This window comes from Mycobacterium sp. Root265, assembly GCF_001428895.1.
Lineage (GTDB): Bacteria > Actinomycetota > Actinomycetes > Mycobacteriales > Mycobacteriaceae > Mycobacterium.
Genome location: NZ_LMJA01000022.1, coordinates 90973 through 112949, shown reverse-complemented (window position 1 = coordinate 112949; position 21977 = coordinate 90973). Strand labels below are relative to the sequence as shown.

At 68.7% G+C, this 21977-nt stretch carries 25 protein-coding genes and 1 tRNA gene; 16 read left to right on the top strand and 10 right to left on the bottom strand.

Annotation, left to right across the window (positions count from 1 at the left end):
- The first annotated feature begins 87 nt into the window (after positions 1-87).
- The 7 genes from sepX to ASE48_RS17045 all read left to right on the top strand — a co-directional run bounded on the left by sepX (position 88) and on the right by ASE48_RS17045 (position 6906).
- The gene (gene sepX, locus ASE48_RS17075; RefSeq protein WP_057168295.1) at positions 88-1179 is read left to right on the top strand and encodes a divisome protein SepX/GlpR; all 1092 of its coding nucleotides are present in this window, start codon (positions 88-90) and stop codon (positions 1177-1179) included.
- Positions 1180-1229: 50 nt separating this feature from the next.
- A tRNA-Ala gene (locus tag ASE48_RS17070) sits at positions 1230-1302 on the top strand.
- Between the two features lie 143 nt (positions 1303-1445).
- Positions 1446-2570, top strand: a complete 1125-nt coding sequence (locus tag ASE48_RS17065; protein WP_057168593.1) for an LLM class flavin-dependent oxidoreductase — start codon at positions 1446-1448, stop codon at positions 2568-2570.
- Positions 2567-3718: a sulfotransferase family protein gene (locus tag ASE48_RS17060; protein ID WP_057168294.1), complete on the top strand. Its 1152-nt coding sequence runs from the start codon at positions 2567-2569 to the stop codon at positions 3716-3718. Before ASE48_RS17065 ends, ASE48_RS17060 begins: the two co-directional genes overlap by 4 nt.
- The gene (locus ASE48_RS17055; RefSeq protein WP_057168293.1) at positions 3718-4962 is read left to right on the top strand and encodes a DUF1214 domain-containing protein; all 1245 of its coding nucleotides are present in this window, start codon (positions 3718-3720) and stop codon (positions 4960-4962) included. Before ASE48_RS17060 ends, ASE48_RS17055 begins: the two co-directional genes overlap by 1 nt.
- Position 4963: 1 nt before the next feature.
- Positions 4964-5470: a VOC family protein gene (locus tag ASE48_RS17050; RefSeq protein WP_057168292.1), complete on the top strand. Its 507-nt coding sequence runs from the start codon at positions 4964-4966 to the stop codon at positions 5468-5470.
- Positions 5467-6906, top strand: a complete 1440-nt coding sequence (locus ASE48_RS17045; RefSeq protein ID WP_057168291.1) for a carboxylesterase/lipase family protein — start codon at positions 5467-5469, stop codon at positions 6904-6906. Before ASE48_RS17050 ends, ASE48_RS17045 begins: the two co-directional genes overlap by 4 nt.
- A gap of 35 nt (positions 6907-6941) precedes the next feature.
- Here the strand turns inward: ASE48_RS17045 and ASE48_RS17040 are convergent, their stop codons facing one another.
- The gene (locus ASE48_RS17040; RefSeq protein ID WP_057168592.1) at positions 6942-7874 is read right to left on the bottom strand and encodes an SDR family oxidoreductase; all 933 of its coding nucleotides are present in this window, start codon (positions 7872-7874) and stop codon (positions 6942-6944) included.
- A gap of 87 nt (positions 7875-7961) precedes the next feature.
- Between ASE48_RS17040 and ASE48_RS17035 the strand changes: the two genes are divergently transcribed.
- Genes ASE48_RS17035 through ASE48_RS17025 form a run of 3 tightly spaced genes read left to right on the top strand, consistent with a single transcriptional unit; the run spans position 7962 to position 9992 of the window.
- Entirely contained in the window at positions 7962-8798 is an 837-nt protein-coding gene (locus ASE48_RS17035; RefSeq protein ID WP_057168591.1) for a helix-turn-helix transcriptional regulator, read from the top strand.
- Between the two features lie 29 nt (positions 8799-8827).
- Positions 8828-9205 carry a YidH family protein gene (locus tag ASE48_RS17030; protein ID WP_200962188.1) on the top strand — a complete coding sequence of 126 codons (378 nt, stop codon included), beginning with the start codon at positions 8828-8830 and terminating at the stop codon, positions 9203-9205.
- Between the two features lie 4 nt (positions 9206-9209).
- Complete coding sequence (locus ASE48_RS17025) at positions 9210-9992, top strand: bestrophin-like domain (protein ID WP_057168289.1); 783 nt, start codon at positions 9210-9212, stop codon at positions 9990-9992.
- Here the strand turns inward: ASE48_RS17025 and ASE48_RS32730 are convergent.
- From ASE48_RS32730 to ASE48_RS17015, 3 genes are all read right to left on the bottom strand, one after another.
- Positions 9989-10204 carry a hypothetical protein gene (locus ASE48_RS32730; RefSeq protein ID WP_156409248.1) on the bottom strand — a complete coding sequence of 72 codons (216 nt, stop codon included), beginning with the start codon at positions 10202-10204 and terminating at the stop codon, positions 9989-9991. The two genes, ASE48_RS17025 and ASE48_RS32730, sit on opposite strands and share 4 nt — an antisense overlap.
- Positions 10205-10333: 129 nt before the next feature.
- Positions 10334-10918 (bottom strand): carboxymuconolactone decarboxylase family protein, encoded by a 585-nt coding sequence (locus tag ASE48_RS17020; RefSeq protein ID WP_057168288.1) that lies wholly within the window; start codon positions 10916-10918, stop codon positions 10334-10336.
- 160 nt (positions 10919-11078) lie between these two features.
- The gene (locus tag ASE48_RS17015; RefSeq protein ID WP_057168287.1) at positions 11079-11726 is read right to left on the bottom strand and encodes a TetR/AcrR family transcriptional regulator; all 648 of its coding nucleotides are present in this window, start codon (positions 11724-11726) and stop codon (positions 11079-11081) included.
- A 131-nt stretch (positions 11727-11857) separates the two neighbouring features.
- Here ASE48_RS17015 and ASE48_RS17010 point away from each other — a divergent pair, with 131 nt between their 5' ends.
- Both ASE48_RS17010 and ASE48_RS17005 read left to right on the top strand, forming a co-directional pair.
- Entirely contained in the window at positions 11858-12856 is a 999-nt protein-coding gene (locus ASE48_RS17010; RefSeq protein WP_057168286.1) for a GNAT family N-acetyltransferase, read from the top strand.
- A complete protein-coding gene (locus tag ASE48_RS17005) occupies positions 12856-13680 on the top strand; it encodes a shikimate 5-dehydrogenase (RefSeq protein ID WP_057168285.1) in 825 nt (274 codons plus the stop codon). Before ASE48_RS17010 ends, ASE48_RS17005 begins: the two co-directional genes overlap by 1 nt.
- Here the strand turns inward: ASE48_RS17005 and ASE48_RS17000 are convergent.
- Positions 13677-14393, bottom strand: coding sequence for an LpqN/LpqT family lipoprotein (locus tag ASE48_RS17000; RefSeq protein WP_057168284.1), 717 nt, complete (start codon positions 14391-14393; stop codon positions 13677-13679). The two genes, ASE48_RS17005 and ASE48_RS17000, sit on opposite strands and share 4 nt — an antisense overlap.
- A gap of 35 nt (positions 14394-14428) precedes the next feature.
- Between ASE48_RS17000 and ASE48_RS16995 the strand changes: the two genes are divergently transcribed.
- Together ASE48_RS16995 and ASE48_RS16990 are read left to right on the top strand one after the other, a co-directional pair.
- Positions 14429-15145, top strand: a complete 717-nt coding sequence (locus ASE48_RS16995; protein ID WP_235571278.1) for a DUF5642 family protein — start codon at positions 14429-14431, stop codon at positions 15143-15145.
- 19 nt (positions 15146-15164) lie between these two features.
- Entirely contained in the window at positions 15165-15821 is a 657-nt protein-coding gene (locus tag ASE48_RS16990) for a DUF5642 family protein (RefSeq protein ID WP_057168283.1), read from the top strand.
- Here the strand turns inward: ASE48_RS16990 and ASE48_RS16985 are convergent.
- The 4 genes from ASE48_RS16985 to ASE48_RS16970 form a co-directional block, all read right to left on the bottom strand.
- Positions 15818-16426: an alpha-ketoglutarate-dependent dioxygenase AlkB gene (locus tag ASE48_RS16985; RefSeq protein WP_057168282.1), complete on the bottom strand. Its 609-nt coding sequence runs from the start codon at positions 16424-16426 to the stop codon at positions 15818-15820. The two genes, ASE48_RS16990 and ASE48_RS16985, sit on opposite strands and share 4 nt — an antisense overlap.
- 30 nt (positions 16427-16456) lie before the next feature.
- Positions 16457-16888, bottom strand: coding sequence for a redox-sensitive transcriptional activator SoxR (gene soxR / locus ASE48_RS16980; protein ID WP_082614276.1), 432 nt, complete (start codon positions 16886-16888; stop codon positions 16457-16459).
- A 68-nt stretch (positions 16889-16956) separates the two neighbouring features.
- Positions 16957-17823 carry a hypothetical protein gene (locus tag ASE48_RS16975; protein WP_057168281.1) on the bottom strand — a complete coding sequence of 289 codons (867 nt, stop codon included), beginning with the start codon at positions 17821-17823 and terminating at the stop codon, positions 16957-16959.
- A gap of 164 nt (positions 17824-17987) precedes the next feature.
- Positions 17988-19526 (bottom strand): dolichyl-phosphate-mannose--protein mannosyltransferase, encoded by a 1539-nt coding sequence (locus ASE48_RS16970; protein WP_057168280.1) that lies wholly within the window; start codon positions 19524-19526, stop codon positions 17988-17990.
- A gap of 24 nt (positions 19527-19550) precedes the next feature.
- Between ASE48_RS16970 and rsmI the strand changes: the two genes are divergently transcribed.
- Both rsmI and ASE48_RS16960 read left to right on the top strand, forming a co-directional pair.
- The gene (rsmI, locus tag ASE48_RS16965) at positions 19551-20387 is read left to right on the top strand and encodes a 16S rRNA (cytidine(1402)-2'-O)-methyltransferase (protein WP_057168279.1); all 837 of its coding nucleotides are present in this window, start codon (positions 19551-19553) and stop codon (positions 20385-20387) included.
- Positions 20388-20398: 11 nt separating this feature from the next.
- Entirely contained in the window at positions 20399-20776 is a 378-nt protein-coding gene (locus ASE48_RS16960; RefSeq protein ID WP_057168278.1) for a hypothetical protein, read from the top strand.
- Here the strand turns inward: ASE48_RS16960 and ASE48_RS16955 are convergent.
- Positions 20716-21963 (bottom strand): aminodeoxychorismate synthase component I, encoded by a 1248-nt coding sequence (locus ASE48_RS16955; protein WP_057168277.1) that lies wholly within the window; start codon positions 21961-21963, stop codon positions 20716-20718. The genes ASE48_RS16960 and ASE48_RS16955 overlap by 61 nt on opposite strands.
- Positions 21964-21977: the final 14 nt, after the last annotated feature.

Genomic DNA, 21977 nt, shown 5'->3' with positions numbered 1-21977 from the left:
TGAATTACAGGTGTGTAATTGACCTCGGCGCGCCGCCTACGGATGCGCTGGTCACGGACCTAGCCTGAAGGGGAAAGGAAAGGCGTCATGCCAAGCATCCCCCAATCTCTGTTGTGGATCTCCCTCGTCGTGCTGTGGCTCTTCGTGCTGGTGCCGATGCTGGTGAGCAAACGCGACAACGTCCGGCGCACAAGCGATGTCGCGCTGGCGACCCGCGTGCTCAATTCCGGGCGCAATGCCCGGCTGCGACGTCCGCGCGCGTCGGCCGGCCATAACAGCGACCCGCACTGGCAGCCGGCCGCCGAGTATGAGGCCGAGTACGCCGAGGATCTCCACGACGAAACGGCAGACGAGTCGTCGCGCCGTCGCGCCGTGGTGCTCGCGGCCGCCGTCGAAGAGTCGGCCGAATCGCCCTACCTCGACGTCGACATCGTCGACGAGGACTCCGGCGCCCTGCCACTCGGCGACTCATTCCGGAAGGAACAGGCCGGTCCGCAGACCGAAGAGCTGACGCTCGATTTCGACGCCCCGGAGCCCGAAACGGCCCCGCAGCCGGTCGCCGAGACCACGCATGAGGCTGCCGAGGCCGACGAGCCGATTGCCGAAGAGGCCGATTCCGAAGAAGTCATCACCGAGGACGACCTCACCGACGATGACCTCACCGACGATGACTACGAGTACGTCGAGGATTCGTCGGGTCTGGAAGTCGAGGCCGACAACGAGCCCGAGCTGGCCGAGTCGATGGCCTCTGCACGGCGCAACCGCTACGAGTCCAAGACCGCGCAGGCGGTGAGCGCACGCAAGTACGCCTTCCGTAAGAAGGTCCTGCTGACGATGTCGGTGCTGCTGGTGCTCTCCGCGGTGGCAGCCGCGGTGCTGTCGCCCGGGCTGTGGTGGGCGGTCGGCTCGGTGGCCACCGTGACCGTGCTGTACCTGGGTTATCTGCGGCGTCAGACCCGTATCGAGGAGCAGGTGCGGCGCCGGCGTGCGCAGCGGATGATGCGTTCGCGGCTGGGCGTCGAGAACACCGGTGACGGCGAGTTCGACGTGGTGCCCTCGCGGCTGCGCCGCCCGGGTGCCGCCGTGCTGGAGATCGACGATGAGGACCCGGCCTTCGAGCACCTGGAGTACGGCCGGCTCGCCCGCGAGTACGACCTGCCGCGGGCAGCGGGGCAGTAGCCGCCGGTTTCGGCTGCCGCAGGTGTTCCTGGTAGCCTGCTATCGGTCAAGGGGCTATAGCGCAGTTGGTAGCGCGTCTCGTTCGCATCGAGAAGGTCAGGGGTTCGATTCCCCTTAGCTCCACAGAGTTTGAACCCGCTCGGAACTCGCTTCCGGGCGGGTTTTCTGCTTTCTGGGGGCCGGGTCCGGTGTGCCGGCCCGCTCGCGCTGAGCGAATGCACAGCAATCGGCAGACGCCGCGGTGAACCTCGGGTAGCTTGCGCTACATGTCCTTGGAGTTGGCCGCGTTCTTCCGGACGACTCTGCCGCTCGACCTGAACGGCGTCGCGGCGCTCGATGACGGTCGCTATCACTCCCTGTGGATGCCCGATCACCTCGTGAGTTTCTGGCCGGACTCGATCTGGACACCCGAGTTCACCGACCTCGCCGAGGTGTCGCCGTCGCCGCACCGCTACCTGGACACCCTCACCCTCGCCGGTGCCGTCGCGGCGCGCACGACACGCACCCGGCTCGCCACCAGCGTGCTCGACACCGTCCGCCGCCACCCGGTGATGCTGGCCCAATCGGCACTGACCCTGAGCCACCTCTCGGAAGGCCGCTTCATCCTCGGACTCGGCGCCGGCGAGCGGGAGAACCTGGCTCCCTACGGATTCGACGACAGAGGCAGGGTCGGTCGGTTCGGCGAGGCGCTCCGGCTGATCCGGCTGCTGTGGGACACCGACGGCCCGATCGATTTCGCCGGTGAGTACTTCACGCTCGAGCACGCTCGGCTGGACACCGATCTTCACCGCACCGGCCCGCCACCGATCTGGATCGGGGCCAACGGTCCCCGCATGCTGCGACTGGCCGGTGAATTCGGCGACGGCTGGTGGCCGACGGGCAGCGCGGGACCGGAGACCTATGCCGGCCAGCTGGCCTGCATCCGGGAGTCGGCCGAACGGGCCGGACGCGACCCGCAGGCGATCACCCCGGCGAAGATGGTGGTCTGCCTCATCGGCGAACCCGACGAACTGAACGCCATCCTGCAACGCCCGCTGGTGAAGTCGCTGGTGCTGCAACTGACGGCCGACGCACTGGCCGCCGCCGGGCACCGTCATCCGATGGGGGAGCGCTGGCGCGGCATCCAGGACATCGACCCCCGCGTGCTGACCCGCGACAGACTGCTCCGGCTCTTCGAGGACGTCGACCCGGCCGCGATCCTGTCTGTCGTTCCGCACGGCACGCCCAAGCAGGTCGCCGGGCAGATCGCCGAGTTTGGCGAGGCGGGCGCCCGCGTGGTGTCCGTACTCGACTACAGCGGAATGGCCGGGCAGGCCTACGCCGCGGAGTCGGCGCGCAAGGTTCGTGAGGTCGAGGACGCATTGCTACAGCGCACGGGAAGCACACCATGACAATCTTGGACGCGGACCTCCTCATCGCCGACGCACAGGACGCGACGGGGTTCACCGACTTCGGTGCCGACACCCTGCCCGGGCGGGTGGCATCGGTGGTCGACAAGCTGAACAGCGCCGGCCTCGGCGACACAGGTTCGCGGGCAGCCGCTTCCACGATCGCCGGACTGCTGACCAGCAGGCTGCAGTTCGTTGCCGACCGCGCCCGCCTACCGCTGGCCGCGGAGCGGATCACCGCCCTGCTCTTCGCCACCGGCGAGCCACGGTCGGGTACGACGCTGCTGCATGCCCTGCTCGCCGAGGACGAGGATTCGCGCGCGCTGCGATTCTGGGAGGTGATGTACCCCTCGCCGCCCCCGGGTCCGGCATACGCCGACGACCCGCGCCGGGCGCAGGCCGACGCCGACTGGCGGGAGATCCTCGACCGCATCCCGCCGTGGATCGTCAGCCACCCCTACAACGATCTGCTCGGCGCCGGGCTGCCCGAATGTGAACGCACGTGGGCCTTCGACTTCCGTGCGACGAACCCGAGCGCGTGGTGGCGGGTGCCGCTTACAATCCAGAACTTCGACCAAGACCATCACGCGCAGTACGCCCTGCATCACATGATGCTGCAGCACATCCAGTACACCCGCCCACCGAAGCGATGGGTGCTCAAAGGTTTTCACGGCCGGCGCCTGCGGGCGTTGTTCGACACCTACCCCGACGCCCGGATCGTCTGGGTGCATCGCGACCCGGTGCAGGTGCTCGCCTCACAGATCGTGACCTTCGGGCAGATCAACGAGAGCCTCGCCGGCACGCTGGACTGGGATCAGTACGCCAAGAACACGATCGAGGGGTCGCGGGCCAATTTTCACGCCTACCTCGACGACCCGCTGGTCGACGACCCGCGCATCCACCACGTCCGCTACCGCGACTTCGTCGCCGATCCGGTCGCCACGATCGGCGGCTTCTACGACTTCGCCGGAGTGCCGTTGCCCGCCACCGCCGAGAAGGCGATGCGCGACTACCTGGTGACCAACCGCGGTGACCGGTACGGCAAATTCACCTACTCCACCGACGTCCTGCCGGTCCCCGTGCCGGACCTGCACCGAGAATTCGCCGCCTACCGAGAGCGGTTCGGCATCGACATCGAGACGAGGCGCTGATGGCGTTCGGGGACAGCACCGATGACGAGGCGCTGCGCGCCGCATGGCACGAATTCTGTGACCGGCTCAAGGCCGCCGGAGACCAGGCCTTCAAGGACACCTCGCCCGCGGATGCCCTGCAGCGTGCCGACGCCTTCCGCTACCTGACGCAGAACCTCGGGCAGGCCTACGACCTCGCGCTGGAGACCAAGGACACCCGGTATCCGATGATCCACCCGTTCTGCGGGCCGACCCGCAAGCTCGGCGGCGACAATGCCGACTTCGTCTATCTGCAGGCGTGGATCGACGGCGCCTCGACGTACCGGATTACCGGTGACCGGGGCACCGCGCGTTTCATCAACTTCACCGTGCAGGGGCCGCGACCCGACAAGGACGTCTACTACGGCGCCGATCACCCGAACCTGCACGAGCCCTTCGGCGACACCCCCGAGGCGAACATCACCGGTGACGACCTCGTCGCCGAGCCCGACGGCAGCTTCGTCCTCTACGTCGGTGGTGCACGGCGAGACACGAATTGGCTTCCGACCACACCCGGTTCGCGCAAGCTGTTCATGCGGCAGGGCTTCGACTCCTGGAGCGAGCGCTCGGCACAGTTCAGCATCGAGCGCATCGACATGGATGAGCCACGTCCCGTGCCGACACCGCAGGATCTCATCGCGTCGATGCAGTGGGCCGGCGACTTCCTCACCGGGGCGATGGCGGACTGGCCGGACCGCGAACTGGAGATCGGCTCGCTGTTCGGCGAGCCCGAGCCCAACGCATTTCCCGGTGCCCGCTTCGAGGGCACGGCGGAGCAGCGCGACGCGCGCCGCGGCCGGCTCATCGTCACCATGCCGTGGCGTCTCGGGCCGGACGAAGCGTTGGTCTTCGAATTCGCCGACGACGGTCAGTTCTGGATGCTGACCAACATGGGCGCGTTCTGGAACAGCATGGACTACCTGTACCGGCCGGTGAGCTACACGCCGAGCAGAGCGGCGACCGACTCCGACGGCCGCGTACGAATGGTCATGGCCCACAACGACCCCGGCGTGCACAACTGGATCGACACGCAGCGCTTCGGCGAGGGCTACCTCACCATGCGGGTGATCGGGAGTCGGCAATTGCCCGAGGTCAGCACGTCGGTCGTGCGCCTGGCCGAGCTGGACGCCGTGTTGCCGACGGGTACCCGGCGCGTCACGCCGCAGCAGCGGGCCGCGCAACTGCATGCACGCTTCGACGCCATCCGCGCCAGGTTCCGGATCTGAGATGGACCCCAAACTCGAGACTCTCGCCGCGGCGGCGTTCGACAACGTCTATCACGTGGGCCACCTCGTACCCGATCTGTTGTCTGCCATGCAGTCACTCGCGGGTGCCCTGCAGATCACCTGGGCGCCACCTTTCGAGATGCGCAGCGGCTTCACCCGTCCGGACGGATCCGCCGACGATCAGACCGTGCGCATCGCCTTCTCCACGTCCGGCCCGCCGTATCTGGAGCTGATCGAGGTTGTCGCGGCCGCAGACTCGATCTTTGCCGAACCGAAACTCGGTGGCATGCACCACGTCGGCTACTACGCGCAGCGCTGGCGCGACGACGTCGCGCGGCTGCAGGACGACGGTTGGGAGTTGGAGCGCACGGGCGCCGGCGTGGCGTTTCTGCGCGACCCGCGCAGCGGGCTCCGGGTGGAGGTGGTGAGCTTCAAGGGCCGCGACTTCCTGACCCGGATACTCGACGGGGCGATGGCGCGGGAATACCCCCTGACCGAGCGCCCGTGACCGCAGTCGCGCACACCTCGTACGGAGCGCTGCGCGGCGATGCCCGCACGGGCATCGCCGTCTTCCGCGGTGTGCCGTACGCGGCCGCGCCAACGGGCCAGCGGCGTTGGTGTCCACCGCAACCCCCGCCGAGTTGGGCAGGCGTGCGGGCGGCCACCACCTTCGGAGCGATTGCCCCGCAGGACATCTCGCCGCAACGGCTGGCCAAGCGCGGCCTCACGATGAGCGAGGACTGTCTCACGCTCAACATCTGGACGCCCGCGGTCGACGACCAGCGCCGGCCCGTGCTGGTGTTCCTGCACGGCGGCGGCCAGACGCAGGGGCACGGATCCGCCGCGCTGCTCGACGGTTCGCGACTGGCCCGGCGCGGCGACATCGTGGTGGTGACGCTGAACTTCCGGCTCGGCGTGCTGGGCACGCTCTACGCGCCTGATCGGCACGGGGCCGGCTCCACCAACCTGGCACTGCGCGACCAGCGGCACGCGCTGCGGTGGGTCCGCGAGGAGATCGCCGCGTTCGGAGGCGACCCGAGCGCCATCACGGTGGCGGGACAGTCCTCCGGTGCGGTCGCGATCTCCGCCCTGCTCGCCGGCGGCTGCGACCTGTTCGACCGCGCGATCCTGCAGAGCGGTGGCCTGGAGCGCGTGCGCTCGACGGCGGCCGCCTCGGCCGTGGCCGGGCAGATCCTCTCGACCGGTGTTCTCACGCGCGACGGAGAACCGGGTGTCGAGGAGATCCTTGCCGCACAAGGCGGTATCGACACCGGGTTCGTGCCCCCGCAGGGCCCGTTCCACCCCTGCATCGACGGAGATGTCATCGACGAACACCCCTTGGTGGTCGCGCAGACACGTGCCCTGCCGACCATCCCCATCCTCGCCGGGACGACGCGCGACGAGTGGCGGATCTTCGATGCCGCGCTGGATGAGCGCGTCTTCACCGAGCAGTACCTGCGGGACCGGGCGCAGGCACTCGCCGGGGCCGGTCACGACGCGGACGCGGTGGTGGCGACCTACCGCGCCGACCATCCCACGATGCGTGAGGCAGCCGCAGCCATGGTCACCGACTACCACTTCACCGCGCCGACCGAGCAGTTCGTCCGCGCACACGCCGGGCGCGGCAACACGGTGTTCCGCTACGAACTGCAGTGGTCTTCCCCGCGTGCCGGATGGGGCGCATGCCACGACTCGTGCCTGGCACTCGTGTTCGGCAACGTGGACGCCGCGCCCGCGCTGGCCGGCGACGACGGGGCCGCCCGCCGGATGTCAGAAACCGTTCAGGACCACTGGCTGGAATTCATCCGCGGCGCACAGCCCTGGCAGCGTTATGACGGCGCAGGCGGATCCACGATGCTGCTGGGCCCCGAGACCGCCATCGCCCACGGCCACCGCGCCGAGCAACTCGCCATCTGGGAGGGACGCTATCCCGCCTACGGATGACCAACGCCGTGACGCGAGCCGAAGACCCCGGTTGCTCACGCGAACCTCACGCCGGTGAGTTCCTGCGACACCGCCCAGGCCCGGGCAGCGGATGCGCTGTCGCGCAACGGCTTCCAGAGCTTCTGCGGCCCGGGCGGGCCGCCCGCGTTACCCGGCCAGGTGGGCCCGTAGAACACGCCGGGGTCGGGCGCCGTCGCGGCCATCAGTGCGGGAAGCTTCGCGCTGTCCACCGTTCCCACGCCGAGGCCGCGCGCCGATAGCCGGCGGATGATCCGTACGCCGGTGGTGTCCTTGTCCCGTCCGACTTCGGGACGTGCTGCGAGCAGGCTGGTCGGGGCGACGCCGGGGTGGGAGATGTTGCTGGTGATGCCCCAGCCCGCGGCGGCGCTGCGGCGGGCGAGCTCCAGCCCGAACAGTCCGAACGCGATCTTGGACTGCCGGTAGGCGCGCATGCCGTCATACCCGCGCTCCCAGTTCAGGTCCTCCCAGTGGATCTCGCCGCTGCGCGCGGCGATGCTCGTCTGCGAGCTCACCCGCGCTCGTCCGGCCGACAGCAATGGCAGCAGGTGCGCGGTGAGTGCGAAGTGCCCGAGGTGATTGGTGCCGAACTGCAGCTCGAAGCCGTCGGCGGTGATCTGACGATCGGGCGGTGTCATCACCCCGGCGTTGTTGATCAGGAGGTGGATCGGGGCGCCACCGGTGCGCAGCTTCGCACCCAGCGCTGCGACCGAGGCCAGCGAGGAGAGATCCAGCGCCTCCAGTGACAGCTTCGCCTGCGGATGCTGGGAGCGGATGGTGGCGACCGCCGCCTCGCCCTTGGCGGTGTTGCGCACCGGCATGATCACCTCTGCGCCGGCCCGCGCCAGGCGGGCGGCGATGCCGAGCCCGATGCCGTCGCTGGCTCCGGTCACCACCGCTCGTTGCCCGGTGAGGTCGGCAATGGCGATGTCGTACTGTCCGCGTGTCATGTGTTCGAGACTGCCCGGCATCGACAGTCGTATCCACGGCCTGACGATCCGTGGCTGCGCGATCCGCGGCGGGCGACAATGGCAGCCATGATCGATCGAGCCGGCCTGGCGGAATTCCTGGTCCGCCGGCGCAGTGCACTGCAGCCCGAGGACGTGGGGCTGCCGCGGGGACGGCGCCGCCGCACGAGTGGGTTGCGCCGCGAAGAGGTTGCCGCGCTGTGCCACATGTCGACCGACTACTACGCAAGATTGGAGCGCGAGCGCGGCCCGCATCCGTCCGAGCAGATGATCGCCTCGATCGCGCAGGGGTTGCATCTGTCCCGCCACGAGCGTGACCACCTGTACCGGCTGGCCGGGCATCGGCCGCCGGTGCGGGGTTCGGGCACCGATCACATCAGCCCCGGGATGCTGCGGATTCTCGACCGGCTCACCGACACCCCGGCCGAGATCGTCACCGAACTGGGGGAGACGCTGCGTCAGACGCCGCTGGGCGTCGCGCTCGCCGGGGATCTGTGCCGGCACACCGGCCCGGCCCGCAGCATCGGCTACCGCTGGTTCACCGATCCCGCGGCCCGCGACATCCATCCACCCGAGGACCACGAATTCTATTCGCGGCTCTACGTTTCGGGGCTTCGCGGTGTGCTGACCCTGCGTGGGCCCGAGTCCAGGGCGGCCCGCTACGTCGAGTTGCTCACCGGGCAGAGCAAGGAGTTCCGGGCGCTGTGGTCCGAACACGAGATCGGGATCAGACCGCGAGAGGTCAAGCGCTACAACCATCCTGAGGTCGGGTCGCTGGAGCTGAACTGCCAGGTTCTGCTAGACCCCGATGAATCGCACACGCTGCTGGTCTTCACCGCGGCGCCCGGCAGTGGAAGCTACGAGAAGCTGCAACTGCTGTCGGTGGTCGGCGCGCCGACGGTGTGAGCGGCGGCCCCGGTGTCATGCTGGTCTCGATGACCGACCGGCCGCTGGACCCCAACACCCGGCTCGCCGCCGAACGCAACCGGCTGGCCCTGGAGCGCACCCTGATGGCGTGGACCCGGACGGCGACCTCGCTGATCGCATTCGGGTTCACCATCTTTCAGATTTTCCGGTATCTGTCCGAAAATGAGCGCCTGGCCGACCCCTACGTCAGCCCGCAACTGGTGGGCACCGTCATGATCGTCATCGGCATCACGGCGTTGATCCTGGCCTGGGCGCAGCACCGGCAGGAGTTGGCCGCGCTGCGCAGGGAGTTCGGTCCGATGCGCTATTCCATCGCCTCGGTCGTCGCCGCGATGCTCGCCGGACTCGGCGTGTTGGCGCTGCTGGCGATCACGTTGCGGATGTGATGGCATGAGCGCTTGGCTGGTGGAGCATGTCCCGGCGGGAATGCTGCTCATCGCCCTGATCGTGCTCTTCGCCGGCGGTGCGCTGCTGGCGCAGCGGTTCGTGCGGCGCCGGTACCCGCACCTGGCCGGCGAGGAGCACAACGACGTCACCCGGTTCGCCTACGGGGTGATCGGATTCGTCTACGCCTTCTTCATCGGTTTCGTCGTCTCGGCGATGTGGGGCCACATCAACACAGCGGACGGCAACGCGCGGGCCGAGGGCGCGGCCGCGGTGCAGTTGGCAACGGATGCCGCAGTTTTCGATGCTGTCGATGCCGAACGCATCCGGCAGCGTCTGCTCACCTATGAACGGGCGGCCATCGCGGAGTGGCCGGGCAACCGTTCGGCCCAGGCCGATGCCGCGCTGACCGACGTGTACCGCGCCTACGGTCAGATCGTGCCGGCCGGTGACCTTCAGAAGTCCATCGTCGCAACGTCGTTCGGCAATCTCGACAAGGTCGGTCAGGCCCGGACGGTGCGGATCATGGCTGCCCACGGCGATGACGGACCGCCGTGGCCGCTGTGGGCCGTCGTCTTCCTGACCAGCGCGTTGGTATTGGGCACCGCGATCATCTACGGGGTGGAAAAGCCGTCGATGCACTACCCGATGGTGGCCATCGTCGGCGTGCTGGTCGCCACCAACCTGTTCCTCGTGCTGCAGCTTTCGCACCCGTTCATCGGCGACGTGGCGACCTCGCCGGATCCGCTGCACGAAGCCGTCGCGGTGCTGGAGCAGCCCAGCGGTTAGAGCCGGTACATCTCCCGCGCCATGGCGGCGTCCTCCATGAAGGCCTCCCGCTGAACCGCGCGGTGGCCGGCGTTCTTGCGTGTCTGCTGCACCGGAGCCAGAAACGTCGCGCGCAACGCCGCTTTCATACGGGCCACCCAGTGCCGAGAATTGATGCGCGGCAATGGTATCGCTGCCGCCGGCGATCCCCTGAGGGGTTGTGCCTGTGTCATGATTCGACGTTACGAATTATGCGCTGACCAGGCATCGTGCCCGAGGGCGATCTTGATCTGCGACCGTAGTAGGAGGCCGGCCCACCCAGGGCATGAGAGCCGGGTCACACTGCGCGGCCGAGTCCGGGCTCAGTGGCCGGTCAGGTGTGCCCGCACATCGTCGTCGAGTTCGACCCCGAAGGACCGCAGCATCCAGCCCAGCGTCTCATAGGCGCCGACGGTGAAGATGACGTCCAGGATCTGCTGCGTGCTCAGGTGCGCGTTCAGCGTGGCCCAGGTGGCGTCGCCGATGACGCCGTCGGCGACCAACTCATCGGCGGTGCGCAGCAGGGCCGCGTCGGCCTCGGACCACAGCGAGTAGTCCGGGCCCCACGCGATCTGGGCCACCTCGTCGCGCGAGATGCCCACATCGCCGGCGATCACCACATGCTGGGCCCATTCGTACTCGGCCTGCCGCAGCACCGCGGTGCGCAGGATCAACATCTCGCGCTGGCGCGGCGTCAGTGAGGTCGCCGACAACAGGTGGCCGTTGAAGGTGAAGAAGGCCTTGGAGAGCTCCGGGTGATACGCCAAGGCGCCCAAGACGTTCAGCCCCTTCGGCCGGCCCTCGGTCGGCAGCGGGGGATGGCGGCGCACCGGCGGGTTCATGGCCGCCAGCGCGTCACGCATCTGGGGTGGCCACTCCTTGGGGTGCAGCGGGTCGACACGAGCCATGCTGGGAGGTTCCTCTCGTCGCTGCGGCCGCTTCCACGGCCCGACCGGTAATGGCGTTCTCCCAAGATTGCACGACGATCCCGAAAATGACGAATGCGACGCTTCCGGGGTCTCGGGAGAACCGAGACCGCGGAGGCGTCGCACCGGAAAATTGGGGCCGTCAGCTGGCGGCGGGCTCCTGCAGATTCCACAGATTGTTGGTCAACAACCTCTGCAACTTGTCGAGAACAGCGGTGACCTCGTCATCGGTGCCGACGAATCCGGCGTAGAAGCCCATCCCGAACATCAGCACCAGCAACATCTCGACGAGCGCGGCAGCGTCGGCGTCGGCGGCCAGCTGGCCGGTTTCGGCGGCGTCGCTGACGGCGGTGTTCAAGAACGCGCGGATGTCCTCGCGGGGCGCGTATTCGTCGTTCTTGAGCTCGGGGTGCCGATAGGCCTCCAGCATCGAGGTGACCAGGAACGCCGCCGCGGAGTCGAACTCGCGGTGCGCGGCCATCATCCCGGTCATGAAGGCCGACAGCTTGCCGGTCAGGGTGGTCTCACCGGCCGCGGCCTCGACACCGGCGTTGAACAGCGCGGTGTTGGTGCTCGCCAGCACCTGCCCGTACAGATCCTTCTTGTTCGTGAAGTAGTGATTGATCGCCGGGCGGGTCAAATTGGCCCGCTCTGCGATCGCCTGAAACGTTGACGCATCGTAGCCAAGTTCACTGAAAACCTGCCGAGCCGCATGAATGATCCGCTCACGGGTTTCAGCACCGTTAGCTGCTCGTGGACGCCCGCGAGTGCGGCGCAGCGCTTGTGTCATACGCGGAGTTTGCCACAGTTATCTGACTCATGCGTAGAAAACGTTTCGAACTGCTGGTTTACCGGCCTCCATAGCAAATGTCCGAACGAGGGTTGTTGCCGACCCCGTCCTTGCCGCCGTAGCCTCGTGAGGTGTCCGGAGTGACCGCAGTCCGTGCCGACGAACTGGCCGCCCTGGAGTTCTTCGCCGGTTGCCCCGCGCAGACCCTCAGGCCGTTGGCCGCGCAGCTACAACCGCTGGTCGCGGCGCCCGGACAGGTGCTGATGCGCCAAGGTGAGACCGCCCTGACCTTTTTGCTCATCGCTTCCGGGCAGGCCGAGGTGACCCACGTCGGCAAGGACGGTGCGGTGACCGTCTCGCACCTCGGTCCCGGCGTCGTCGTGGGTGAGATCGCGCTGCTGCGTGACAAGCCGCGCAACGCCACGGTGGTGGCGACCACCGAGCTGAGCGGCTGGGTCGGCAACCAGGACGCCTTCGCTCAGATGCTGGAACTGCCCGAGGCGATGAACCGGCTGGTGCGCACCGCCCGGCAGCGGCTGGCGGCCCACATCACCCCGATCGAGATCGCCCTGCGCGACCACCTGGTGCTGCATCTGCGCCCGGTGCTGCCCGGTGACAACGTGCGCACCACCAGCGGCCCGATCGAGTTCTCCTCCGAGACGCTCTACCGCCGGTTCCAGAGCACCCGGGTGCCCACCCCGGCGCTGATGGCATACCTGTTCGAGGTCGACTATGTCGACCACTTCGTCTGGGTGATGACGGCCGGACCGGACGGGCCGGTGGTGGCCGACGCCCGCTTCGTACGGGAGGGGCACGGCGTCAGCACCGCCGAGGTGGCGTTCATCGTGGCCGACGTCTACCAGGGTCACGGCATCGGCACGTTCCTGATGGAGGCGCTGGCGGTGGCCGCGCACGTCGGCGGCGTCACCCGGTTCTCGGCGCGGGTGCTGTCGGACAACTACGCCATGCGGGCGATCATGAACCGTGCCGGCGCGCACTGGGTGCGCGATGATCTGAACGTGGTCATCACCGAGGTGGACGTGCCGCCGGCCAAGTCGCTGTCCCTGCGGCCCGAGATGTACGAGGAGATCGCCGAGATGGCGCGCCGCACCATGAGAGCGGTGAGCTGATGGCGCGCCGCCCGCCGCTGAACAAAGACACCCGGCTGTGCATCTCGCTGGCCGCGCGGCCCAGCAACATCGGCACCCGGTTCCACAACTACCTCTACGACGAGCTCGGCCTCGACTTCATCTACAAGGCCTTCACCACCACGGACATCACCGCCGCCATCGGCGGGGTGCGGGCACTCGGTATCCGCGGCTGCTCGGTGTCGATGCCGTTCAAATCCGACGTGATGGCCCTGGTCGACGAGATCGAGCCCTCGGCGCAAGCCATCGAGTCGGTCAACACGATCGTCAACGACGACGGCCATCTGCGGGCCTCGAACACCGATTACCTTGCCGTGCAGGGCCTCATCGCCCAGCACGGGCTCAATCCGGATCAGGAGGTCATCGTCCGGGGCAGCGGCGGGATGGCCAATGCGGTGGCAGCCGCCTTCGTCGGGGCCGGCTTCGCCGAAGGCGTCATCGTGGCGCGCAACGCAGATGCCGGGCGGGCGCTGGCCGACCGGGTGGGCTACCGGTACGCACCCGAGGTCGGGTCGCTGCGGGCGCCGATCGTGGTGAACGTGACCCCGATCGGTATGGCCGGGGCGGCGGAGGAAACCGAGCAGGCCTTCGACGACGACGTGATCGCCGCCGCCGCCGCCGTTTTCGACGTGGTGGCGCTGCCGTCGGAGACCCCGCTCATCACTGCCGCCCGCGCAGCGGGGACAGCGGTGATCACCGGCGCGGAGGTCATCGCGTTACAGGCGGCCGAACAGTTCGAGCGTTACACCGGTGTCCGGCCGACCGATCAGCAGATAGCCGCCGCGTCGGCGATCTCGCGGGCCTAGGGCGTGATGGTCGTTTCGTCGTCGATGGCCGACGTGGCATCCATCAGCGGGCCCATCTGCTCCTCGGTGCCCTCGGCGTTGATCTGCAGCACGAAGACGCCGCCCTCGACCGGGATGACCGTCGTCTTCTGGGCGACGAGCAGATTCTTGCCGTCCTTGACGTAGGTGCCGCCGACCTGGACGGCGTCGAACCCGCCGAGCTTGTCGGGCTGACCCTCGGCGGGGCCGTCGAACTGGGGGAGATTGCGGAGCTCACCCGGGGCGAACTCCAGGACTTTGGCGATGTCCACATCGCCGGTCAGCTTCGACATGATCGCGGTGATGGTCGGCGGCGGTGGCGGCATCGACGGGTCGGTGAACACGATCTGGCTGTAGGCCCACTCCGGGGTGGCCGGTCCGGCGTCCATCCACCCGGCCGGCGCCGGCAGGTTCACCGTGGGTGCGCCTTCGTCGCCGCGCTTCACCTGTGCCTCGGTGATGCCGTTGTCCCGGATGTACTCGGCGATCGTGTAATTCTCACCGGCGGGCTCGGCGGGAGCGCTGGATGCCGCGGCGCTGGTGCTGGTTTCGGCGGCCTCCGACGAGGTGGCGCTGGTGCTCTCCTCGGCGCTGCTGGTGGATTCGGTCTTGGTGTCCGACCCACAGCCGGCCAGTGCCAGGCTGAGCACTGCGGCCGCCGCGGCCACACCGCGGGCGGTCGTCTGCTTGTTCATTGCATCTCCTGTCGTGGGCACCCGAAGGCGATCTCGTGCGGGACGTTACCTGGCGCGGTGATGTCCCGCGGGCGTGCGCGCCGATGTGGTACCACAGCTTCATGCGTGGCTACGCGATCTGTCTGGGCGCCGTGCTCGTCGTCACCGGATGCGACGCATCCCAGCCCGCCACCCCCACCCCGTCGTCGGCCACCCCGCATTCGGCCGCGGTGGATCCGGCCGCGGTCGCGCGGGTGCGTAGCGCGCTGCCGCCCGGCTATGAGGTCGGCAATCTCGCCGATCATGCTGCGCCGGCGTCGTTCTGGGGCCTGAAACCGCAGTGGACCGCCGAGCCCACGCAGTGCGGTGCGCTGGCCGATCCGGGTGCCGGCGCGCCGGTGCGGGGCTGGTCGGCGTCGGGGCCCGGCGGGATCGTCTACGCCCTCGTCGCGGGTCCGGGAGCGGGCGCCGGCGTGCCGCACGGGTGCGTGGCCTGGACGTTGGCCGGCGGGCGCACGACCGCTGCGGTGAATGCGGTCGAGGCGCCGGCCATCGCCGACACGCCGACGGCCGCCATGAGCACGGTGGCCACCACCGTCGTCGAAGGCGGCACCGAGACGCGGTCGCACGCCGATACCGTCAACGCCTATCTGGACTCGGGATACGTCGCCTCGGTGACGGTGGTGACCGACCCGGGCTCGGCTCTGCCGGTCCTCGGGCCCGACGTCGCCGCGCGCCTGCTGGCGCAGACGGTCACCGCCGTCCGCGGCTGAGGCCGGTAGATTGGCGGCGATGTTCTCGCCACGGGTGCTCGCCCTCACCGCCTGCGCGGCCGCGCTCACCGCCTGCACGGCAGGCGAACCCGAACAGGGTGCCGGTATCGAGGGAGTCTTCGACGTGAAGCCGACCTTCGATGCGCAGTACCAGGTGACCACGACGGGTCCCACCGGTATCGACCCCAAGCTCCTCGCGCCGGCGGCGGTGCCGGCCGGTGTCCGGGTCGAGCCGGAGGCATGCACGAAATTCGCCGCCGGCGTTGGCATTCCGGAGGGCGCCCAGGGCAACATGGCCGCCACCACGGCCGAGGGCAAGGGCAACCGGTTCATCGCGATCGCCGTCGAGACCTCAGAGCCGGTCCCGTTCAACGAGCCCGGCCCGGATTGCCAGAAGGTCGGCTACGGCGGGCCGGGGGTGCGCGGCCTGGTCGAGGTCGTCGAATCCCCACAGATCGAGGGTGTGCGCGTGGTGGGTACCCATCGCGTGGTGCAGACCGTGGTGGACGGGAAGCCGCACAGCGGCGAGTTGTTCAACTACGTCGCGAGTTTCGATTCCTACCTGGTGATCGTCACCGCCAATCCGCTGGTCGTGCCGAACACCCCGGTCGCCGCGGTGGACACCCAGAAGGCCAGGGACCTGCTCACCGCCGCGGTGGCCGCGGTACGCGGCTAACGCACGTCGCGGGCCCGGAACTGGATGCTGATCCGCGGCCCGGTCGGTCGGGCCGTCTTCGGGACCGCGTGCTCCCATGTGCGCTGGCAGGATCCGCCCATCACCAGCAGATCCCCGTGGCCCTGCGGTAGCCGCAGCGAGCGTCCCCCGGCGCGCGGCCGCATCGCGAAAGTCCTTCGCGCGCCCAGGCTCACGATCCCCACCATGGTGTCCTCGGTGCTGCTGCGCCCAACGGTGTCACCGTGCCAGGCCACGCTGTCGGTGCCGTCGCGGTAGAGGCACAGTCCGGCGCTGGTGAACGGTTCGCCCAGTTCGCCGGCGTAGATATCGTTGAGCCGTCTGCGCATCCGGGCGATCGCCGGGTGCGGCGCGGGGCCGTCGGTCAGGTCGTGGAAGCTGACCAGGCGGGGCACGTCGAGCACCCGTTCGTACATCTGCCGGCGCTCGGCACGCCACGGAATGGCTTCCAGCAACTCGTCGAACAGGGTGCCGTCACCGTCCAGCCAGCCATTCAGCCAGCCGGCGCGTACGTCGATCCAGGCGCCGGCGCCCAGGTTGCGACGATCATCGTGGTCGAAGAGCGACCCTTGGACGGCCAGAGACACGACTCGAGCGTATCGCACAGACGTTCGATATCACAGGTTGACCGCGCCCGGTCCGTGGTCGGCCAGCACGTCTTCGGGGTTGACCAGCTGACACGCCTTGAGGCTCATGCAACCGCAGCCGATGCACCCGGTCAGGTTGTCGCGCAGCCGCTCCAGATGCACGATCCGGTCCTCGAGATCCTGGCGCCAGCCCGCCGAGAGCCGGGCCCAGTCCTTGCTCGTGGGGATCCGGTCGTTGGGCAGGGTGGCCAGCGCGTCGCGGATACGGGCCAGCGGGATGCCCAGGCGCTGCGACATCCGGATGAACGCGACCCGGCGCAGCGTCTCGCGGGGGTAGCGGCGCTGGTTGCCCGAGGTGCGCCGGCAGCTGATCAGGCCCTCGCGCTCGTAGAAGTGCAGCGCGGACACCGCCACTCCGCTGCGGAGTGACATCTCACCGGGCGTCAGCTCGTGGGTTTCCACCACCTGAACCTTAGTTGAGCTCGGCGCGCGGTGCCGTTTTCTGCAGCAGGGTCGTTCCAGGGAGTTGTTCACCGCCTTCGTGTAGAAATCGGCGGTACCGGGTGGCCACGTCGGATGAACGCCTCGCGCGCCCGGTGCAGGACGAAAGCCCTGGAATGCTCGGCCACCACATGAATGTCGATCCAGCCCTGCCGGTCGATCATCTCCGCACGGCCGATGTCGCGCACGAATCGACGCCTGTCGGTCTGATGAATCGCGCCGTCGTAGTCGAAGCCGACCTTCGGGCCGTCATAACCCATATCCAGGTATGCGACGTTGGCGCCATCGGTGACGGGAATCTGGGTGCGCGGCCGAGGAAAGCCGCCATCGACCAGCACCCATCGCAACCACGATTCCTTCGGCGACTGCGAGCCGGGGTCCATCAGACCCAGGGCACTCCGCGCCTGCCTGATCCCGCGCAGGCCTGGGTATCTCGCGGCCAGCGTCAATACGTCTGCCGCGCTGACACCCGTCACGGAAGCCAAGTCGTCCAGATGGGCGAGGGCCTCGACCGGCGACAGAAAGCGGGCCAGATCGAGCGCGGTGCGGACGGGTGTGGTGACGGTGAGGTCGCCGATACGGCAGATTTCGTCGTCCGCCAGCTTCTCCTCCCGCACCACCACGCCGGCACGCTTGCGCCCGTGCCGGGTTATCAACTCGATCGGCACGCCGTCGTCCACCCACCGTGCGCCGTGCATGAACGCTGCCGCGCGCCCGGCGATGACGGCTCGACGGTCGGACCACAACCACGCGGCCACGATCTTCGACGACAAGGTGTGCGGCCCGTCTCGCAGAACGTAGACGCGCGGGTGTGCTGCGGCGTAGCGCCAGCGCAGTTGCCCGCGAGTCAGTAATCCCGCTTGCAGCGCCTCGGGTCCCAGGAATGGCGTGGTCATGGCCGAAGACTCGCGCGCGCTTCCGACACCAATGCGGGATCGACGCCCGAATCCAGACCTGGTTGTGGATAACTTCGTCCCAGCCGTCGCCGTTTTCTTCGCCATGGTCGTCGATCGCTCGGAAGAGCAGCCGAGGTGTAGAAAACGGCGCGGAGAACCGGCACCTAACGCCAGGACGGCAACCAGATCTGCATGTGCCAGGTGGCCTGCGATATCGGCAGCCCGGTCAGAATCGGGTAGAGCCAGGCGAAGTTGGTGATCACCAGCGCCACATACACACTCACCGCGATCAGGCCCAGCGTTCTGCGCTCGGCGTTCTGCCGGGGCTGATACAGGATGTCGCCGAGTATCAGCGCTATCAGCATCACCAGGAACGGCGCCATCGTCGTCGCGTAGAAGAAGTACATCTGCCGGTCGATGTCGAGGAACCACGGCAGGTACCCGGCCGCATATCCCACCAGCACTGCGGCATAACGCCAGTCGCGGCGCACGAACGTCCGCCACACCGCGAACAGCAGCACCGGCACCGCGATGAACCACATGGTCGGGGTGCCGACCAGCATCACCGCCTTCACGCACGACTCCGCGCCGCAGCCCGGCACGTTCTGCTGATCGATGGCGTAGAGCACCGGCCGCAACGACATCGGCCACGTCCACGGCTTGGACTCCCACGGATGATGATTGCCCGCCGCATTGGTCAGCCCGGAATGGAACTTGTACACCGAGGCCGTGTAGTACCAGAGCGAGCGGATCGCATCGGGCAGCAGTCCGCCCTCGCCGATGGTGCGGCCCACCTCATGCCGGTACACCCCGGTCTCGGAGGCGAACCAGCGCGCGTAGGACGCCAGGTACACGAACAGCGGGATCACGACCAGCGCGTACACCGCGGGCACGGTGTCACGGCGCAGCGCGCCCAGCCACGGCCGCGGTGCCCGGTACTGGCGGCGCGCCGCGATATCGAAGGCCAGCGTCATCACCCCGAAGAACGCGATGAAGTACAGCCCCGACCATTTGGTGGCACACGCCAGGCCCAGCAGCACGCCGGCGCCGAACCGCCACCAGCGCACCCCGAGCCGCGGGCCCCACGGGGTTTCGCCGATCCGGCCCTCGAGCAAGGCCACGTGCATCCGCTCGCGCACCTGGTCGCGATCCACGATCAGCGCACCGAAGGCCGCCACCACGAACACCACCAGATACACGTCCAGCAGCGCGGTGCGCGCCGAGACGAAGCTGACGCCATCGGCGATGATGAGCAGCCCGGCGAGCGCCCCGACCAGTGTGGAGCGGCTGATCCGCCGGACGATCCGCGCCACCAGGATCACGATGATGACGCCGCACACCGCACCGGAGAACCGCCAGCCCAGCCCGGTGTAACCGAAGATCCACTCGCCGATGGCCATCAGCGCCTTCGACAGCGGCGGGTGCACCACCAGCCCGTAGCCGGGGTTGTCCTCCAGGCCGCCGTTGCCCAGCATCTGCCAGGCCTGCGGCGCGTAATGCTTCTCGTCGAAGATCGGGGTGCCCGCGTCGGTCGGCGACCCGAGGTTCAGGAACCGGGTCAGCGCGGCCAGCGCCCCGATGATGGCCGTCATGACCCAGCCCTGCAGCCGGTCGACGGGCCCGAAGTCCGGCACCGGCACAAGCGGGCCCGGGCTGATCACGGGTGCGGCGCGCTCCGGAAGCACGGTGTCGGGAGCGGTCATCACCGACGATCGTAGGCTGCACAGGTGGAAGACGGCCGACTGCTCCTGGGTGCCACCCCGTTGGGCCAGCCCGGGGACGCCTCGGCGCGTCTGGTTCAGGCGCTGACGTCCGCCGACGTGATCGCCGCCGAGGACACCCGGCGGGCGCGCACGCTGGCCGCCGCGCTGGGGGTCACCCCGGCCGGCCGGGTGCTCAGCCTCTACGACCAGAACGAGGCCACCCGGGTGCCGATGTTGCTCGAGGAGATCGCCGCGGGCGCCACCGTGCTGCTGATCAGTGACGCGGGCATGCCGCTGATCAACGATCCGGGCTACCGGCTGGTCACCGCGTGCGTGGCGGCGGGCCTGACGGTGAGTTGCCTGCCCGGTCCGTCGGCGGTGACGACGGCGCTGGCGGTGTCCGGTCTGGCCGCCGACCGGTTCTGCTTCGAGGGCTTCGCGCCGCGCAAGCAGGCGGCGCGGCGCACCTGGCTGGGTGAACTCGCCGGCGAGCGGCGCACCTGCGTGTTCTTCGAGTCACCGCGCCGGTTGGCCGACACGCTGCGCGACGCCGTCGACGTGCTCGGCCCGGGCCGCCAGGCCGTGGTGTGCCGGGAGCTGACCAAGACACACGAGGAGATCAACCGCGGCACCCTTGGCGACCTCGCGGACTGGGCCGCACACGGGGTCCTCGGAGAGATCACCGTGGTGCTGGCCGGCGCCGTTCCGCAGACAGACCTGCAGACGCTGGTGAGTGAGGTGCAGGAGCTCATCGAGGACGGAGTCCGGGTGAAGGACGCGTGCGCGCAGGTGGTTGCGGCGAATCCGGGCGCGACATCGAAGCGGGAGCTCTACGATTTGATCTTGAAGTCACGCGAGTAGGGGAGACGGGGATGTTCGGTTGGCTACGCAGGCGCAGTGAAGCCGCCGCCGAGCAGGTGAGGGCCGAACTCGCGGGGGAGGGCGTGCTTCTCGGCCCGGAGAAGGGTTCCTATCGCGGCGCGACGGCGCCCGGGTACCCGACCGTCAAGAACACCGGGGTGATCGCGCTGACCCGGCGGCGGCTGGTGTTCCGCACGCTGACCGGCAAGTCGATCGAGGTGCCCGTCGATGCCATCACCGGCGTGCGCGAGGCCACGGTCTTCAAGGGGTCGGTGGTCGGCGGGCAACAGCACCTGGTGGTCACGACCGCCGCGGGGGAGATCGGCTTCTACGTCTTCTCCGGTATCGGCGAATGGGTCACCGCGTTGAATTCACTGACGCCCAGCTGACCCAGACCCACAGTCGGCGCCGCCTTGTGCAGGCATTCCTCCCATTCGGCGGCCGGGTCGGAATCCGCGGTGATCCCACCGCCCACACCGAGCACCGCGGCGCCGTGCCCGTCGAACTCCACCGTGCGGATCGCCACGTTCAGTTCGGTGCCTGCGCTGGGCGAAGCCAAACCAACTGTGCCGCAGTAAATTCCGCGTCGTTCGTTTTCCCATTCCAGCAGCAGTTCGCGGGCCCGGCCCTTCGGGGTTCCGGTCACCGACGCGGGTGGGAAGGTGGCCTCCAGCACTTCGGACATCGGCACCTCGGCCGGGATCCGGGCAGCGACCGTCGACACCAGATGCCACACCCCCGGCGCCGGGCGCACCCGTAGCAGTTCGGGAACGGTCACCGATCCGGTGACGGCGAGCCGGCTCAGGTCGTTGCGCACCAGGTCGACGATCATGATGTTCTCGGCGACGTCCTTGACCGACGCGCGCAGCAGTGCAGGTGACTTGTGCAGGGGCAGCGTGCCTTTGATGGGACTGGAGATGACCGACTCGCCGTGCCGCCGCAGAAACAGCTCCGGGGACAACGACGCCACCGCTCCCCAGCTGCCTGCGATGTAAGCGGCCCGCGCCGGGGAGGTGCGGTTGACGGCGTCGACGAAGAAATCCAGTGGGTCACCGGTGATCCGGCCGTGGAACTGGGTGCAGACGCAGGCCTGGTACACCTCTCCGGCGGAGATCGCCTCCAGGCAGGCCGCCACACCGGTCAGGTGCGTATCGCGGTCGGGTGCGGTCCAGTGCATCGAGTACGGCCGCGGCGCTGTCGCGGTGACCCCGGTCAACCATTCGGGAAGTGCTGCACCGGTGAGGCTTTCGTGCCACCAGCAGCCATCGCTATCTTGGCGCAGCACCGAATCGGACCAGCCGCCCGCAGCTTCCGGGATGCGCGGCGCGCCGTGCCCGTCGGGGAAGGACAGATAGCCGAACCAGCCGCCCCCCACCGCTGCTGCCGCCCCGGGAACAACGGCGAACACCTCGGTGGCCGGTGCCGCGTCCAGTGAGGGTGCAATGACGGCCCTGGACCCGAACCAGTCCCCGATCAGCGCGGCCGGCGGTGCCAGACCCAGGCGGGCCCCGGCGTCGGCGACCCAGCGCAGCACGCCGGGCGCGTTGCCCAGGAGGCCGAGCCGGTCGATTCGCACCGGCCCAGCCTGTC